General features: G+C 67.9%; 12 protein-coding genes. 5 read left to right on the plus strand and 7 right to left on the minus strand.

The window, feature by feature from the left end; all coding sequences use genetic code 11:
• Positions 1 to 77: 77 nt before the first annotated feature.
• The 4 genes from gltG to LZ199_RS21820 form a co-directional block, all read right to left on the minus strand.
• Positions 78 to 2054: an adventurous gliding motility protein GltG gene (gene gltG / locus LZ199_RS21805; RefSeq protein ID WP_253995669.1), complete on the minus strand. Its 1977-nt coding sequence runs from the start codon at positions 2052 to 2054 to the stop codon at positions 78 to 80.
• Positions 2055 to 2134: 80 nt separating this feature from the next.
• On the minus strand, positions 2135 to 2407 hold the full coding sequence (gene cglF, locus LZ199_RS21810; RefSeq protein WP_163862674.1) for an adventurous gliding motility protein CglF: 273 nt from the start codon (positions 2405 to 2407) through the stop codon (positions 2135 to 2137).
• 128 nt (positions 2408 to 2535) lie between these two features.
• Positions 2536 to 3987, minus strand: coding sequence for an adventurous gliding motility TPR repeat lipoprotein GltE (gene gltE / locus LZ199_RS21815; RefSeq protein WP_253995670.1), 1452 nt, complete (start codon positions 3985 to 3987; stop codon positions 2536 to 2538).
• On the minus strand, positions 3987 to 7568 hold the full coding sequence (locus LZ199_RS21820) for a tetratricopeptide repeat protein (RefSeq protein ID WP_253995671.1): 3582 nt from the start codon (positions 7566 to 7568) through the stop codon (positions 3987 to 3989). Before LZ199_RS21820 ends, gltE begins: the two co-directional genes overlap by 1 nt.
• A gap of 282 nt (positions 7569 to 7850) precedes the next feature.
• Here LZ199_RS21820 and LZ199_RS21825 point away from each other — a divergent pair, with 282 nt between their 5' ends.
• The 3 genes from LZ199_RS21825 to cutA are packed head-to-tail and all read left to right on the plus strand — an operon-like array spanning position 7851 to position 9870.
• Entirely contained in the window at positions 7851 to 8513 is a 663-nt protein-coding gene (locus LZ199_RS21825) for a hypothetical protein (protein ID WP_253995672.1), read from the plus strand.
• Positions 8514 to 8571: 58 nt separating this feature from the next.
• Positions 8572 to 9534, plus strand: coding sequence for an ATP-binding protein (locus LZ199_RS21830; protein WP_253995673.1), 963 nt, complete (start codon positions 8572 to 8574; stop codon positions 9532 to 9534).
• Positions 9535 to 9543: 9 nt separating this feature from the next.
• On the plus strand, positions 9544 to 9870 hold the full coding sequence (gene cutA, locus LZ199_RS21835; RefSeq protein WP_253995674.1) for a divalent-cation tolerance protein CutA: 327 nt from the start codon (positions 9544 to 9546) through the stop codon (positions 9868 to 9870).
• Between the two features lie 15 nt (positions 9871 to 9885).
• Here the strand turns inward: cutA and LZ199_RS21840 are convergent, their stop codons facing one another.
• Positions 9886 to 12564 carry an ATP-dependent Clp protease ATP-binding subunit gene (locus LZ199_RS21840; protein WP_253995675.1) on the minus strand — a complete coding sequence of 893 codons (2679 nt, stop codon included), beginning with the start codon at positions 12562 to 12564 and terminating at the stop codon, positions 9886 to 9888.
• A 394-nt stretch (positions 12565 to 12958) separates the two neighbouring features.
• Between LZ199_RS21840 and LZ199_RS21845 the strand changes: the two genes are divergently transcribed.
• Positions 12959 to 13423, plus strand: coding sequence for a hypothetical protein (locus LZ199_RS21845; RefSeq protein WP_253995676.1), 465 nt, complete (start codon positions 12959 to 12961; stop codon positions 13421 to 13423).
• 110 nt (positions 13424 to 13533) lie between these two features.
• Here LZ199_RS21845 and LZ199_RS21850 read toward each other — a convergent pair whose 3' ends face one another.
• Positions 13534 to 13725 carry a hypothetical protein gene (locus LZ199_RS21850; RefSeq protein WP_253995677.1) on the minus strand — a complete coding sequence of 64 codons (192 nt, stop codon included), beginning with the start codon at positions 13723 to 13725 and terminating at the stop codon, positions 13534 to 13536.
• Positions 13726 to 14053: 328 nt separating this feature from the next.
• Complete coding sequence (locus LZ199_RS21855) at positions 14054 to 14446, minus strand: LysM peptidoglycan-binding domain-containing protein (protein ID WP_253995678.1); 393 nt, start codon at positions 14444 to 14446, stop codon at positions 14054 to 14056.
• A 582-nt stretch (positions 14447 to 15028) separates the two neighbouring features.
• On the opposite strand from LZ199_RS21855, the gene LZ199_RS21860 reads away from it, so the two are divergent.
• On the plus strand, positions 15029 to 16486 hold the full coding sequence (locus LZ199_RS21860) for a right-handed parallel beta-helix repeat-containing protein (protein WP_253995679.1): 1458 nt from the start codon (positions 15029 to 15031) through the stop codon (positions 16484 to 16486).
• Positions 16487 to 16515 lie beyond the last annotated feature (29 nt).

Here is a 16515-nt window from a genome sequence, read left to right on the forward strand (position 1 = left end):
CACGGGGGACGGGAGCCGGGGTGACTGCGCGGGCGGCCCCGGGGAAGGGCCGCCCGTGAAGCGGGGGAAGACCGGCGCTATTCGCCGGACTGCTTGAAGATGAACGGATAGGTGACGACCACCACGCCACCGCCCTTGGGCTCGGGGAACTTCCAGGTGCGCACGCGGCCCGCCACGCACGTCTCCAGCTCCGCGTTGCCCGCGGTGGACTGCGCCACCGAGGACGACGCCACGGAGCCGGTGGCGGTAATCACGAACTTCACCGCCACCTTGCCGCCCAGCTTGGGGAAGCGGTTGAGCAGGCTCTCGTAGCAGTAGCGGATCTGCCCGCGGTTCATGTGGATGACCTTGCGGATGAGCTCCTTGTCCAGCGAGCCCATGACCTCCGGCTCGGACGAGGTGATGCCCACGTCGACGCTGGACTTGCCACCCAGCACGCCCACGCCGGTGCCGTAGCTTCCGGTGCCACCACCGCGGCCCTTGGTGCCGATGCCGCCGATGCCGACGGTGTCACCCGTGCCGCCACCGCCACCGCCTGAGCCGCGCAGGCCCAGGCCGCCGAAGCCGCCCGAGTTGCCCGCCTTGGCGCCGAACATGTTGCCCATGGCGCTCTTCAAATCACCGCCCAGGCCCTTGCTGCCGAACACGGTGGAGATGCCGCCCTTGCCGCCGCCGAAAATCTTGGCGGTCAGCGCGCGGGCCTCGTCCTTCTTGTTCGGGTCGCCCTTGGGCGCGGTGCGGTTGTTGGTCTTGGGCGCGTCCTTCTTGCCCATCTGACCTTCGTCGCCGCGGCTCTTGGCCGCCATCTCGCCGCTCTTCTTCGCCTCCTTCTGCTGGTTGAGGCGCTCCAGGAACTTGTTCTTCTGCGTCTCGGGCGGCTTGATGATGAGCTTGGCGATGCGCGCCTGGTTGGCGGACAGCTCGTCCGCGTACTCGTCACCCTCGCCCGTGCGGTTCATCGCGGTGATGACGAACGCGGTCGCCGCGAAGAACATCACCAGGAAGATGTTGAGCGCGGTGTAGTCGAGCGACTCGCCCAGCGGCGCGACGACACGCTTGGGCACGGCCTGGAAGGTCGCCTCCATGGTCACGCCGCCCAGGTCCACCCAGAAGAAGTCCTCCGCGTCGAGCGTGAGCGTGTACGCATCACCCTCGTGCGAGGCCTTGCCGGACTCGAGGACCGCCTTGAGCTCCTGCGTCTCGCCCTTGCGGACCAGCTCGCCCTTCATCTTCCCCGTGAAGCGCACGACGAAGGACTGCCCGTCCGTGCGCAGCACGTCGAAGGTGGGCGCGCCCAGCTTCGCGTCACCCATGACGAAGTCGACCCCCGCGGCGGTGCCCACCGTGACGGCGCGCTTGGAGCCAGGGCCGACGAAGAACTCGCCCACCCGCTGGTCACCCCAGGAGAAGCGCAGCGCCACACCCTGCGGGCCGCTGGACTTGGAGCGGCGCACGGTGCGAACGCGCGGCGCGGCCTCGTCGGCCGAAGCCTCCGGAGCGTGCTTCGCCTGGGGCGCCGGCGCGGGCTCTTCCGCTGCGAGGATGGGGCTCTTCTGCGTGGCGGCGACAGAGGCGTCCAGCGCACCCGCGCTCGCGGCGGCGACAGGGGCGGGCATGGACGGCTGCTCGGCGGCCTCGGCGGCGGCGGCCTGCGCCAGGCCCGTGGCGGCGCTGGTGCCGGCCAGCACGGGATTCTTCTCCGTGGTGGCATCCGTGCTCGCGGCGGCGACGGACAGGTTGGCGGCCGCGACGGCGGCGGGGTTCTCCAGCCGGATGGTGGTGGCGCCCACCCGAATCTCGTCACCGAACGTCAAGAGGCCCTTGTTGACCCGCTTGCTGTTGACGTACGTCCCCTCGACGCTGCCCATGTCGATGATGGACATGGAGCCGTCGCCGGCGACCTCGATGACGGAGTGGATGCGGCTGACCTTCTCGTCCTCCAGGCACAGGTGCGCCGAGGACAGACGGCCAATCTTGATGATGTCGCGCTCGTAGTCCTTGGTGGCGACCAGTGTGTCGCCCTTGAAGACCTTGAGTGTCAGGGGAACGGCCATGGGGGCTCCTGCGAAGGGTTGATGCTCTCTCTATGGACAACGCTCGCGCCGGCAGGTTCCCGCCGACGCACCGACGCCTGTTACAGCTCGCCCACGGACTGCATCACCTTGTCCTCGAAGTCCTCGCGGATGCGGATGAGGTTCGAGTGCTTCACCTTCTCGCGCGCGTCGATGTACTCGCCGTCCGGCTTGGTGAGGTCGCCTTCGATGGTGTCGTCCTCGAAGTCGATGTTCGTCGTCTTGGAGTAGCGCACATTGCCCTCCCCGCCCCCACCCGCCGGCTTGGCCGCATCATCCTGGGCGAAGGCCGGAGCCACCGCGAGCACCGCGCACAACATCAGAGCCTTCCGCATCGCTGTCTCCCACAAGGGCCCCGCCGGGCCCGTTCCACGCCGCATGCCCGCATCAGCACGGGCAGCGAAGGTTCGCATCATCCCCCCAGGCCTCGCCACAGCGAAGGCACCCGGGGGCATCCCAACTTTCACAGCAGGTCGTCTTCCGGCTCACCCGGCTCGGAAGGATCCGCCGTGCCTGGATTCTTCGGTTCCTGCGCGCCCGCCGGAGGCTGCTGCGGGGGCGGCTGGGGAGAAGCGCCCCCCGCCGGAGTGGCCTGGGGAGCCGTGCCCGTGCCGGTGGCCGGAGCGACGACGGCGCCATTGGGCGCGGGCGGCTGCTTCTTCTCCGCGGCCTGCATCTGGGCCTGCTGCTTCTTCTGCAGCTCCTCCATCTTCTTCGCCTGCTCTTCGGCCGCGACGGCCTCGCGCTTGGCGCCGACAATGGCCTCGGCCTCACGCAGCAGCCCGAAGACGGGAGCCTCCCCGGACAGGGCCACGCCGTCGCTCGCCAGGGCGATGTACTTCTTGTACAGCTCCACGGCGCGCTCCGGAGCGTCCTTCACCTTGTGGAGCAGGATGGCGCGGTTGAGGTGCACGGCCGCCAGCTCCGTGTCCAGCTTCTCCGCCTCGTCGTACTCCTGCATCGCCTTGTCGTACTGACCCTGGCCCTTGTAGGCGAGGCCCAGGTTCAGGTGCGCGGTGGCGTTCTTCCCGTCGGCCTGGAGGATGCGGCGCAGGTGCTCCTCGGCGCCGGGGTAGTCCTCCGCGTCCAGCGAGAGCTGCGCCAGCGCGACGTGCGACGGGACGTAGTCCTCGCGCGCCTCCAGCGCCTTCTTGAAGGACAGCCGCGCCTCGTCGGCATCACCCTCGCGCAGCAGGATGAGGCCCACCGAGTGGTGCAGCTCCGGATCCGCGCCGTCCAGCTTCACGCCGCGCAGCGCCACCAGCTTCGCCATGGAGAGCTGCTTGCGGTCCAGGTAGCTGCGGATCATCACCTTCAGCGCGGTGGTGGACGCCGGATCCCGCATCAGCGCGGCGCGGGCCAGCTCCATCGCCTTGTCGTGGTCGTTCTGCTGCCGGTAGATCTCCGCCAGGCGAGCGCGCGACTGCGCGTCGTCCGGGTAGCGCTGGAGGACCTCCTGATAGAGGGCCACCGCGCCGGCCACGTTGCCGCCGTTCTGCTCCATGACGGCCAGGTTCTCCGACGCCTGGCGCAGCGAGGGCTTCTTGGCGAGCGCCGCCTTGTAGCGGGCCTTCGCCTCCGGGAGGTTGCCCTGGCGCTCCGCGATGACGCCCAGGTTGTACTCGGCCTCGGCGAGGTTCGTGTCCGACTCCAGCGCGGACTTGAACTTGCGCTCCAGCGCCGGGTAGTCGAACGCCTTGGCCTTCTTCTGCGTGTCGAAGGACTTCACCGCGTCCTCGAAGCGCGCCTTGGCCGTGTTGGAGATGGGCGGAGGCGGAGCGTCCTTCGGCTGCGTCGTGGGGGCCTTCGCCACGGGGTCGGGGCCGGTGGCCTTGGACGCGGTGCAGCCAGCGGCGATGAGCGACGCGGCGGCCAGGAGGGGGAACAGGCGCATGGTACGGGTCGTCCGGTTCATTAGAGGAAGTCCTCCGGCTCCTCGTCGGCCCCCGCCGTCTTGGCGGGCTTGGTGCCGTCCGGGGTAGCGGCGGTGGCCTTGGTGTCCACCTGGGTCTCGGTCTGCGAGCGCAGCTGCGCGGTGAGGTCCGTGAGGTCCTCCTGCAGCGCCTGCTTCTGGCCGTTCTGCGCCTCCGCCACGGCCTTGGGCGCGGGCGGCGGCACGTCCTGGATGCCGGCCAGCACGTCACCACCGATGATCTGCTGGCGGCTCTTCAGCGCGACCTTCTCCTCCGGCATCTCGGGGTAGCGGTCCGGCTGATACGTGGTGCGCAGCATCTTCAGGCTCTCCGCGGCGCAGGCGTTGAACACGTCCAGCTCGCGGCTCTTGGCCACCGTGGCGGCGAACGCCTCCGTGGCCTTGTCCTTGAGCGGCTGGGCCTGGTTGGCGAACTCGTCGCGCAGCGCCTGCTGGGCCTCTTCGTCCAGGCCGCGCGGCATGGGCGCGTTGATGACGCTGTTGGCGAAGTGGTCGTACGCCAGACCAATGCGGTTGAGCGCGCAGAGCGACGGCTCCGGGGCGCCCAGCGTCACCGTCTGCACGTACTTCTTCTCCACGACCTGCAGCGCGCGGCTCTTGTCCTGGATGCTGTTGCGGAAGCGGTCCGGCGATGGCGGCGCGCCCCAGTACAGCTTCAGGCGCTTGTACTCCGCCCAGTCCAGCTCCACGCCCAGGAACTGCCCCTGCGCGGCGGTGGCCAGCGCGGGCTTCTCCAGCGTGGTCTGCACGCGGCGGGGGAGCTGGTCGAAGTGCTCGCCCACGCGCTTGTACATGCGCGCCACGTCGCGGGTCTTGTTCATCTTCTTGTACAGCTCGATGATCCGCCCCTCGGCGGTGAGGAACTTGCTGGCCGAGCGCATGTTGTCGCGCTCGTACTCTTCCAGCATCTTGATGGCCTTCATCGCCGCGCCGCTCTTGCCCGTCAGGTCGATGATGGACAGGCGGATGTCATCCGCGTCCTTCGCCTTCGGCCACAGCTCCAGGTAGCGCTCGCGGTTGCGCAGCGCCGCCTTCGTCTGGCCCAGGCCCTCGCGGTAGGTGGACGCGTTGAACAGCGCCACCTGCGCCTTGGCCTCGTCCCACTTCTGCGGCACCGCGGGCTTCTCGTCGCCGCCGCCCTTCTTGTTCTTGCTGGACTTGCTCGGGCGCGCCTTGCCGCCGCCCTTCTCCGACACGCTGCGCTCGTAGCCCTTCACGTACAGCTCGTAGGTCGTCGCGGCCTGCTCGAAGTCGCCGATGGCCTCCAGCGCCTCCGCGTTGGCGTAGATGGAGTCCGGCACGTACTTGGAGCGCGGATACTGGGCGAAGAGTCGGGCGCGGACCTCAATCGTCTTATCCAGCATCTTCGCTTTGTAGTAGTCGACGGACGCGTTGTAGAGCGCCAGGTCGGCGATCTCCGTCTGCGGGAAGTCGTGCACGAAGTTGAGGTACGCCTCGGCCGCCTTGGAGAACTCCTTCTTCTCCTCCAGTTGGCTGACCAGCTTGAACGACGACTGCTCAATCAGCTTGGCCAGGTCGTCGCGGAACTTGCCGGTGGCCAGCTTGTCGTTGGCGTAGAAGCGCCGCGCCCACTCGTTCACCTTCGCGAAGTCCTGCAGCAGGTTGTACGAGTCGAGGATGAGGTTGGCGCTGATCTCCGCCGCGCGCGAGCCGTCCTCGAACTTGTACTCGGGGTAGCCGAGCGCGATTTCGCTGAAGCGCAGCACCGCCTCGTCGAAGTGGTTGTGGCGGTAGTAGATGTTCGCCGCCTTGAAGGCGATCTCCACCCGCTTCTCACCCTTGGGCACGTACTTGAGGTAGCGCTCGCACGCGTCCAGCAGCGCCTTCTTCAGCGTGGGGATGGTGGCCTTCTTGGAGAGGTCCGTGCCCACCGACTCGCTCTTCGCCTCGCCGCGGGACTCGGCGGCCTTCACGACTTCGTCGTAGGCCAGCACCGCGTTGTAGGACGCGTTCGACAGCCACTTGCCCGGCTTGCCCGGCTTCGCCTTGCCCTTGTCGTCCTTGGCCTCCAGCACCTTGGCGTCCTGGAGCACGACGAGCGTGTAGTTGGCGGCGGCCTTCTCGTAGTTCGACAGGTTGTCGTTGAGGAGCTCCGCCCAGAAGAAGCGCAGGTCATACGCCTTGGGGTTCTCCGGGAAGAGCGTGAGGTAGTCGCTGTAGACGGCGTCCGCGTAGCGGAACGTCTCCTCGTTGCGCGTCTTCTTGCCCTCGTTGTGCCAGGTGACGGCGAGGTTGGACAGCGTGCGCTCGGACAGCTCCTTCGCCTCCGCGAGCAGCTTCTTGTCCTTGTCGTCCTTGATGACGCCGGAGCCCTCCACCTCCTTCATGATCTTCACGAGCCGGCGCACCTGGGCCACGGTGCGCTCCTTGTTGCCCATGCGGAGGATGCAGTCGACGATCTTCCCCTGGAAGCCGGGCGCCTCGGGCGACAGCGGCTTCTCCTTGATGAGGGAGTTGAAGGTGATGGCCGCTTCGCGGTCCTTGCCGTCGCCGTAGTACATGTTGGCGAGCTGCTTCATCATCGTGAAGCGGTCCTCCGGGTTGGAGGCCACCTTCCCGAAGTCCGCGCGCGCCTGCGCCACGTCACCCTCGTGCGCGTACGCACGCACGTAGTCGGTCCGGGCCTCACGCACCAGCGAGCCCTTGCCGCTCTTGCCGCCGTCGCGCTCCACCGCGTTGGCGCCGGCCAGCTCGCCGTACAGCACCACCGTCTTGAACTTGTCCTTCGCCGCCCCGTACTCCCCCATGTTGTAGTGACACCAGCCCTGCTTGTAGAGGGCGAAGGCGTACACCTGGCTCTCCGGGAACTCGGCGGCCTTCTTGTAGGCCACCAGCGCCTTCTCCAGCTCCGGGCGCTTTCCCTTGGAGTTGTTGAAGTAGTACTCGCCGAAGGCGAAGTACGCGTCCGGGATGAACTTGGACGTCGGGTGCTTCTCCACCAGGCGCTTGAAGGCGACCAGCGCCTTGCGGTCCTGGCCCTCTTCCATCAGGTACTGACCGAGGAAGAAGAGCACCTCGTCCGTGCGCTCGAACTTGGGGTGCTCCTGGACGATCTTCGTGTACTGCTCGACGGCGAGCTTGCCGTACTCCTTCTGCTTCGCGACGAACTCCGCCTTCTCCGCCTTGGCCTGCTGCTGGGCCGCGGTGTCATTGCGGTTCATCGCCTTGATGAGGTCGTCGTCCTTGCGGTTGGCCTCGAAGAAGTAGAACTTCGACTCCTCCCAGTAGAACTCGCCCAGGCGGAACAGGAGGCTTGGGACCTCGCGCGGATCCGGCGACAGGGAGATGATCTTCTTCAGCGAGACGATCTGCTCGCGACGCTTGGAAGCCACCTGCAGCTCCACGCCCAGTCGGAACTGGTCGTACTGGAGCGCGGGGGCGACTTCTTCCTTCTTCTTCTCGCGGGTGATGTCGCCAGCCAGGGACTTGTCCAACGCAGTGGTGGACTTCTGGCCAAGGTCGGCGTCACGCGGCGCTTTCTTCTCCTGAGCGGCGGAGGCCGAGGCCAGGAGGACGAGGCAGACGAGGAGCGAACGGCGCATGGTCTTCCTAAGCGGGGGGGACCGGCGTCCCCGGTTGCCTACCAGACAGGCAAGTGGCCGGGAATCTTCGGGAATTTCCATTCGGGGAGATCCACTATGCGCGGTTTCCAATCGCAGGGTCAACCCTGACTGGCTGGCCGCTCCAGAAGTGGAAAGCACGCCGGCAAACTTCCAGAACTGCTGTGAAAAGGATGACAAGACGGTTGCCTTGTCGGACCCACCGGGTATGGGGGAGCGGACGGCCGTCTGCCCGGCCGCCCTGCTTGGAGTGGGTGTCGGATCATGAGTCTGTTGCCGGAGAGCGCCAGCTTCGAGGAGCTGGTGCAGGACTACTTCCTCGCGGTGCGTGGCGCGGGGCTCATGCTTTCAGCATTGGACACCGAGCTGCTCACCGCGTGGGCGCGGGAAGGCGTCCCGTTCGAGGTGGTGGCGCGCGGCATCTCCCGCTCGGCGGAGAAGGCGCTGTGGGATGCACGTCCCGGTGAGCCCGTGCTGCGCAACCTGCGCGCGTGCCGGCGGCAGGTGGACGCGGAGATCAAGAAGTACCGCTCACTGACGGCGGGCGCGGGTGAGGCACCGGCCACTGAAGCCCCCTCGCGACGTCGCAAGGCGCTGTCGTGGGAGGAGACCCGACACGCCCGGCTCGTCGACGCGCTGGAAGACCTGGCGGGGCGGGAGCAGGCCCTGGCGCCTCGCGTGGCCTGGCTGCGGGGCACGGTGCTGGCGAGCATTCCGGGAGAGCCGGCGGCGTTCGATGCGCAGGAGGCCTTGAGTTTCCTGGCGCTCCTGAGGGCCCTTCCCTTCGGGCAGCGACGCGAGGTGTGGCGCGACGCGCTTTCGGTGGGTTCTGAACAGCAGGTGATGTCGGCACGCGCGCGGCGGCTGTCCCGGCGATTCCGGGTGGTGGCGGCGGTGCGGCGGCGACTGGGTGTGAAGGAAGTCTGAAAGCGCGACACCACTGCTCGTCCGTTCAGTTTGCGAGGAGGCGGCGAAGGGTTCTGCTATGGCGATGCGCGAGACGGGTGTGGGAGCGAAGGCGACTGGGGACGGGTGCCGCATCTGTGCCGGCCGGACGTATGTCATCGAACGGCAGGGAGACCAGGCCCAGGCGCGCGTCTGCGTGTGCTCGGAGAACTGCTCCATCTGCGGCGGGCGGGGCCACGTGCTGGTGGAGCGCGAGGGCGTCTACAGCAAGAAGGTGGGGCCCAAGCAATACGAGGTGATGGAGCCCTGCACCTGCACGCGTCGACGGCGGCGGGTGGCCATCTTCAACGACGTGCGGATGCCCGGTGTGATGGCGCACGCGTCCTTCGACAACTACCGCGCCTTCAACGAGGCCCAGGACCGGGGCCGTGGCGTGGCGATGCACTTCGGCCACCAGTACGTGAAGGGCGCCACGTCCAAGGGCTTCATCTTGAGCGGCCCGGTGGGCACCGGGAAGACGCACCTGCTGGCGGCGACGCTGGGCCACCTCGTCATCGAGATGGGCGTGCGCGCGCGGTACGTGGAGATTTCGCTGCTCTACGCCACCATCCGCCGAGGCTTCCAGGACGGAAAGAGCGGCGGAGAAATCATCGGGCCGCTGTCCGAGGTGGAGGTGCTGGCCATCGACGAACTGGGCAAGGGACGCGGCAGCCCGTTCGAGATGGAGACGTTGGATGAGCTCATCGCCCGCCGCTACAACGCGGGCCGCACCACGCTGTTCGCGACGAACTACTCGCTGGAGCCCGAGAAGAAGCAGCGCCCGTTGAGCCCAACGGGCTACCGGACGACGGAAGACGCGAAGGCCGTGGTGAAGGAGGCGGAGCTCTTGCGCGAGCGCGTGGGAGAGCGCATCTACAGCCGCCTCTGCGAGATGTGCACCTTCGTGGAGCTGCCCAAGGACACGCCGGACCGGCGACGCACGCGGCAGGAGATGGACACGCTGCACCAGCCGCCCGCCGGAATTCGCGGCGCCGCGCGGTGACCCGGGCGCATGACTGACGCCATCCTGGTCCTCGTCACCGCGCCCTCCGCCGACAAGGCCGCGGAGCTGGCGCGGACGCTCGTCGAGGAACAGCTCGCCGCCTGCGGCAACATCCTCCCCGGCCTGCGCTCCATCTATCGCTGGGAAGGCAAGGTGCAGGACGACGCGGAGGCGCTCATCCTCTTCAAGACGAGGGCCGCGCTCTTCGACGCCCTGCGGGCCCGCATCGTCTCGCTGCACCCGTACCAGGTGCCCGAGGTGCTCCGCGTCGACATCGCCGACGGCCACGCGCCCTATCTCGCGTGGATTCTCGACAACACCCGCGCCACGCCCTGAGCGAGCGCCTGGCGCTCACGACGCCGGTGGCTCGGGGGCCTTCTCCGCGGGTTCCTCGCGCGCCCCGGGCTCCGCGTGGAAGACGAAGCGCCCGTCCTGGAAGTCGACGCGGATTCGCTGGCCCTCGCGCAGCTCCCCTCGCAGCATCATCCTGCTGAGCTCCGTCTCCAGCTCTCGCTGGATGACGCGGCGAAGCGGACGGGCGCCATAGCGCGGTTCGAAGCCCCGCTCGGCCAGCGCGTCGCGTGCGGCGTCCGTCAGCTCCAGGCCCACGTCCTGCCCATGCAGCTTGCGACGCGTTGCCTCCAGCATCGTGTCGACGATGCGTCGGAGCTGCTCCGGGTTGAGCGAGTGGAAGACGATGATTTCGTCGATGCGGTTGATGAACTCCGGCCGGAAGTGTCCGCGCAGCGCGTTCATCACCGCCTCGCTGGCCCGCTCCCGTCCCGTGCGCTCCTCGTCCGCCGAGCCTTGGAAGCCGAGCGCCGCCCTCGCGGCTCCCATCGCCTCCGAGCCCAGGTTGGACGTCATGATGATGACGGTGTTCTTGAAGTCCACCGTGCGGCCCCGCGAGTCCGTGAGGCGCCCATCGTCGAGCATCTGCAGCAGCAGGTTGAACACGTCCGGGTGCGCCTTCTCCACCTCGTCGAAGAGGAGCACCGAGTACGGCCTGCGGCGCACCGCCTCCGTGAGCCGCCCCGCCTCCTCGTAGCCCACGTAGCCCGGGGGCGCGCCGATGAGCCGGCTCACGGTGTGGCGCTCCTGGAACTCGGACATGTCCAGGCGAATCATCGCGGCCTCATCGTTGAACAGGTACTCGGCCAGCGCGCGCGCCGTCTCCGTCTTGCCCACGCCCGTGGGGCCCAGGAACAGGAACGAGCCGATGGGACGGTTCGGGTCCTTCAAGCCCGCACGCGCCCGGCGCACCGCCTCGGAGATGGCACGCAGCGCATCCTCCTGTCCCACCACGCGCTGCTTCAGCGCGCCCTCCATCTCCAACAATCGCTGGCTCTCTTCCTGTTGCAGCTTGCGCGCGGGGATTCCCGTCCACTCGCTCACCACCGTGGCGATGTCCTCGGGCGTCACGGTGGGCTCGGTGACACCGCGCTTGAGCTGCCACTGCGTGCGCAGGCCCTCCAGCTCCGTGCGCAGCGTGTCCAGTTCGGCCTTGAGTCGGCTCGCCTCCTCATAGCGCTCCCCCGCCACCGCCGCGCTCTTGTCCTTCTCCTTCTGCGCGAGCATCTCCTCCAGTTCGCCCAGTCGGTCCGGCGCGGTGCGCGCGCCCAGCCGCACCATGGCGGAGGCCTCGTCGAGCAGGTCGATGGCCTTGTCCGGCAGGAACCTGTCGTTGACGTACTTGTCCGCCAGCTCGACGGACGCGGTGAGCGACGTGTCGAGAATCTTCACGCGGTGATGCGCCTCGTACGCGTCGCGCAGCCCTCGCAGAATCTCGATGGCCTGCTCCGGCGTGGGCTCGGCCACCATGACGGGCTGGAAGCGACGCTCCAGCGCGGCGTCCTTCTCGATGTTCTTCCGATACTCCTCCAACGTCGTGGCGCCCAGGCATTGCAGCTCGCCTCGCGCCAGCGCCGGCTTGAGCAGGTTGGACGCATCCACCGCGCCCTCGGCGCCACCGGCGCCCACCACCGTGTGCACCTCGTCGATGAAGAGGATGATCTGCCCCTTGAGGGCGCGAATCTCGTCCATGAGTCCCTTGAAGCGCTCCTCGAACTCGCCCCGGAACTTCGTGCCGCCCAGCACGCTCCCCAGGTCCAGCGACAGCACGCGCTTGCCCTTGAGCACCTCCGGGATTTCCCCCGCGACGATGCGCTGGGCCAGCCCCTCCGCGATGGCCGTCTTGCCCACGCCCGGCTCGCCGATGAGCACCGGGTTGTTCTTCGTCTTGCGGCTCAGGATGCGGATGACGCGGCTGATCTCCTTCTCGCGTCCGATGACGGGGTCCAGCTCTCCCGCTCGTGCCAGCACCGACAAATCTCTCGTGAAGCGCGTGAGGTTCGGCGGAAGTCCTCCACTCCCCTGCCGCCCACCGCCTCCCGCGGCCGGCGCGGAGGGGCCTCCCACCGAGGCGAGCAGCCGCTTGCGCAGCTCATTGACGTCGACGCCCGAGAGGAACTGCGCGGCGTAGCTCTCTCCCTCCATCAGGACGCCGAGCAGCAGGTGCTCGGGACCGATGAAGCTGTGCCCCATCTGGAGCGCCTGGAGGCGGGCAATCTGGAGCACCCTCTTCACGCCGGAGGACAGCGCCACGCCCTGCGCATTGCGTGGCTCGCGTCGGGGCATCACCGCGTCCAGACGGGCCTCGAACTCATCCACGGGCGCGCCCGCGTGCTTCAGCGACTCGCGCAGCTCTGGCACGGAGTGCAGCAGGGACAGCAACAGGTGCTCGATGCGCATCCGCTCGTAGCCCGAGTCGAGCGTCATTCGCGCCGCGCGCTCCAGCACCTGCTGCGCCATCTCCGAGAGCTGCGTCAGGAGGTTCTCCCGACCTCGTGGACGCGGCCCCATCATCTGCTCGACGAGGCTCTCCAGACTGCCAAACCCATTCGCGTCCCCCAGCCCCACGCCCATCGCGCTCGCGCAGTGGTTGCAGAAGTTGAGCGTCGTCTCCTGCCCGTTCATCCGCTTCTTGAGCATGACCGCGGCTGGGCGGGTCCGGCAGTTCTGACACAGCATGGTCGACGACCTCCGCGCTCCACCTCCGGGCAAGCTAGGAATGGCGTGGGCGGCGGACCACGGAAGGCCGCTCCATGCGCGGAGCGAGCATCCTGACGAGGCCTCTTCCTCCTTCCCGGGAAGAAATGCGCGCCAACGCCCTCGCTCCACCCCGAGGAACGAGGAACGTGTCGGCGCCCGGCATTGCGCGGCCACGGTTCCGGACGAAGCATGTGGGGGAAGAGCTCGAGAGCCCGAGCGATGTCCCAGGAACGACGCCTGCTTAGTCCAAGCCAGCGCCGCTTCCCCTGCTCCCCCCTCCCGAGGGAACATGCCGGAAGCCTGCCTACCTGCGTCGAGAACGAGGCTCCACGCGCCGCTGTCTCCTGAACCCAAACAAGCAGCCCTGATGCCCATGCCCCGTCCCTCCTGGTCTCCTCCACGCCGAGTGCTCGCCACCCTCCTGTCAGCGTCGCTCCTGGGCGCGTGCGCCACCGCGCCTCGCGTGGTGAAGGACGAGGGCACCGAGCGCATCGAGGACATCATCGGCCGAGCGGACCGCGAGGAGCCGATTCCCGAGGGCATCACCTTCGTTCCGGACACGACAGCGCCGCCGGGCGACTCGCTCGCCCTGCTCGACGAGCCCGCTGAAGCCGATGAGGAAGAGGCGCGGACACCTCGAAGAAGCACGGGGGAGTCCTACACGGAGCTGCCCTGGTCGCCCTACTCCGTGCCCCAGGGGCCAGGCCTGTGCGCGCGCCCTCCGCACGGAGCCATCCTCTCCGCACCCGTGCCGTCCTCGTGCTTGCTGGCGCCGGGCAGCATCCGGTTCCACATCGCCCCCAGGCCTGGGGGAACCATCCCGGGCCTGCTGCCCTAAACCACCGCGCACGATTCTCGATCTCGCTCGGGGAGTAGGGGGGACGTTCAGGGTGGGCGAGAAAAGGCGGCCAAGCCTGTGGTGGGCTGCCTCTGCCGGTTCCGAGCCCATCAGGGCTGCACGCTCTCTCCATTGATGGAGAGAACCCGCATGAACGCGCCCTTGGAGTCAAAGCAGTGGACGACGATGCGGTTAGCGTCCATTTCGACTTCCAGCGGAAGGCTCAGGTCCCCCTCGGCGACGATGTCGCAGGTCTGCCCTGGTTTCAGCTCGTATTCATCAGTCCATGGCTCGAGGAACACGGTGCGAGGGGCATCAAGCGAGTTCCTGAGTCGCAGAGTGACGGTGCCAGGGCGCGGGTTCCGAGGGTCCATGGGCAGTGCCTACTCCCCAGAGTGCGCCTCCTCAAGCAGCAACCCCTGCGGAGCGTCTGTTCCGCGCGGTCGAAAGTCGACCGGCCTCGTACGCTTCACGGAGTGCGCCAATCGTGAGCGGCCGTTTAGAGCCGTGCCCCCGCGCCAGGCATCGAGCCGCTGAGCCGCGGACCACTCGCGACGATGGCGGCCTGAGTGAGGACGCACGAGCAGCATCCCGAGAGGGCCCAAAGGCCCCCTCGGTGCAATGGAGTGCTCAGGCGTTGGCGATCGACTTGGGCGGCAGCTTGAGCACCTGGCCCACCTTGATGTGGTCCGGGTCCTTGAGCTGGTCCTTGTTGGCCTCGAAAATCTTCGGGTACAGCTTCACGTCGCCGTAGATGTCCTTGGCCAGCTTGCCCAGCGTGTCGCCGGACTTCACCGTGTAGACGCCGTACGGCTCCGCGTGCGTCACCGTGAGGTTCACCATGACTTCCTGTTGCCACTGCGCGTGCTTCGCCTTGATCTGGTCCCAGATGCGGTCACGGTCCCACGCGTAGTCCACCGTGCCCTTGAGGATGAGCTTTCCACCCTCCTCGCGGGACTCGACCTTCGCGCCAATCGTCTTCGCCACGTCGAGCACGTCCTTGTAGTCGTTCTGCAGGGCCATGGGCGTTTCTCCAATCGGGTCAGGTCGCACACGATGTCCACGTGACTGTCGGCGTGCGAGGGAGCGCACTCTAGGCACGCGGGCCTCGGCTCCCGTCTCGCCCTCCAGGCCCTCATCACTGCGTGCCATTCAACAGTCGCGGGGGCGCTCGCTCTCCAGCTCAACGACAGTCCCCGCGAGCCCCTGGCCCTCGTCAGTAGTGCGGCCGAGGGGCCCTTTCCTTTTCGCATCAGGTTCGTGATAGCGATGGGGCACCGAGCCACGGCGCTCCTTCACCAGTGCATCACGCGCGGGAAGGATGACAGGCCGCCTGCTGTACGAGGGAACGGACGGCGCGGGGAAGCAGAATAGCGCTCGCCCCCTCGAACGTTCTTTGGCTCGCTCAACCCCCAGAGGAGTCGACCCCCCATGTCCACGCTGCGCAGCCTGTGCCTCCTCGGAGCTTTCTCCGTGGGAGCCCTCGCCTGTAACGGAAACAAGGAGCCCCCCTCCCCCTCGGGCACCATTTCCCTCCCGACCCGTCCCACGCCTCCCTCGACGGGCACTCCCACCCAGCCTTCCCCCGAGCCGACGACCCCTCCCGTGACGGAGGTCCCGACGCCCGCCCCCGCGCCCACGCCAGAGCCCCCGCCCACCGAGGAGCCGGCCTCGCCCCAGTACGCGCGTGAGTGGTACGTCAGCCCGTCGGGCAACGACACCGCCGCGGGCACGCAGGACAGGCCGCTTCGCACCATCACCAAGGCGCTCGCCCTGGTGGGGCCCGGTGAAATCATCCGCGTACAGCAGGGCACCTACGCGGAGAAGCTGGTGCTCGACTCCAACGTCCGCGCCGGTACCGCCAGCGCGCCCATCACCTTGCGCGGCGAAGGCATGCCCAAGCTCGTGCCCACCTCCAGCGGCTGGTACATGGTCCTGGTGCAGCGCCCGAACTGGCGCATCGAGGGCTTCGAGTTCGACGTGAAGGGCGCGAGGCAGATCGCCGTCACCTTCGCCGGAGACACGCAGGGCACGGTGCTCGCAAACAACGAACTGCACCATGGCTCCTTCGGCAGCGGCGTCAGCACGGATGCCAGCGCGCGCGGCGTCACCATCGAGAACAACCACATCCACCACTTCGCCCGCGGGTCCGACGACTCGCACGGCGTCGTCATCGCCCCCACGTCGAAGAACATCACCGTGCGCGGCAACGACATCCACGACAACTCGGGCGACTCCGTGCAGTGCCTCGGGCCCGAGGGCTTCAGCAATGACGCGCCCGCGAGCGGGGTCCTCATCGAGGACAACGACATGTACGACAACCGTGAGAATGCCGTGGACCTCAAGACGTGCCACGACGTCACGGTGCGCGGCAACCGCATGCACGGCTTCACCAAGTCCTCCACGTCACGGGGCGAGGCGGTGGTGGTGCACTACTCCGCGAAGAACATCGTCCTGGAGGACAACGACATCTCCGACGCCTCGCTGGGCATCGCCGTGGGCGGAAACCGGGTGGGCGCTCCGCCGACCAACGTCTCCGTACGGCGCAATCGCATCCACTCGCTGAAGATGCCCGAAGGCTCCGCCATCCGAATCGAAAACGGCGTCGACGTGCGCGTGCTGCACAACACCGTCACCGGGACGAAGGGTTTCGCGCTGGTGCTCGGACACGGCACCGGCGGCAACTCCACCAACGTGGCGGTGCGCAACAACCTCTTCGCCACGCGCAACGCCGTCAACCTGGGGCCCTACACCTCCGGGCTGGACATGGCCGCCAACGTCTACCAGCCGGGTGCGAACTTCACGACGGGCAACTTCTTCATCCCCGAGGACTCCTGGGTGGGTGCGCTGCTCGCCGCGTGGAAGCAGCAGGGCCAGGACACGAGCTCGGGCGAGTCCGCCACCGCGCTGGTGGACACGAGCACCTTCCTGCCGGGCGTCGGCGCGGTGGACCGGGGCATGAACCTGGGTCTGCCCTTCTGCGGCTCGGCGCCCGACGTCGGCGCGGTGGAGTCCGACTGCGCGTCGGATGCCCAGGCCGCTACCGCCACGCTCACCGAATAGCCTGTACCGGGAGGGCCTCCTGCCGACAG

This window comes from Myxococcus qinghaiensis, assembly GCF_024198215.1.
GTDB classification, from domain to species: Bacteria; Myxococcota; Myxococcia; order Myxococcales; family Myxococcaceae; genus Myxococcus; species Myxococcus qinghaiensis.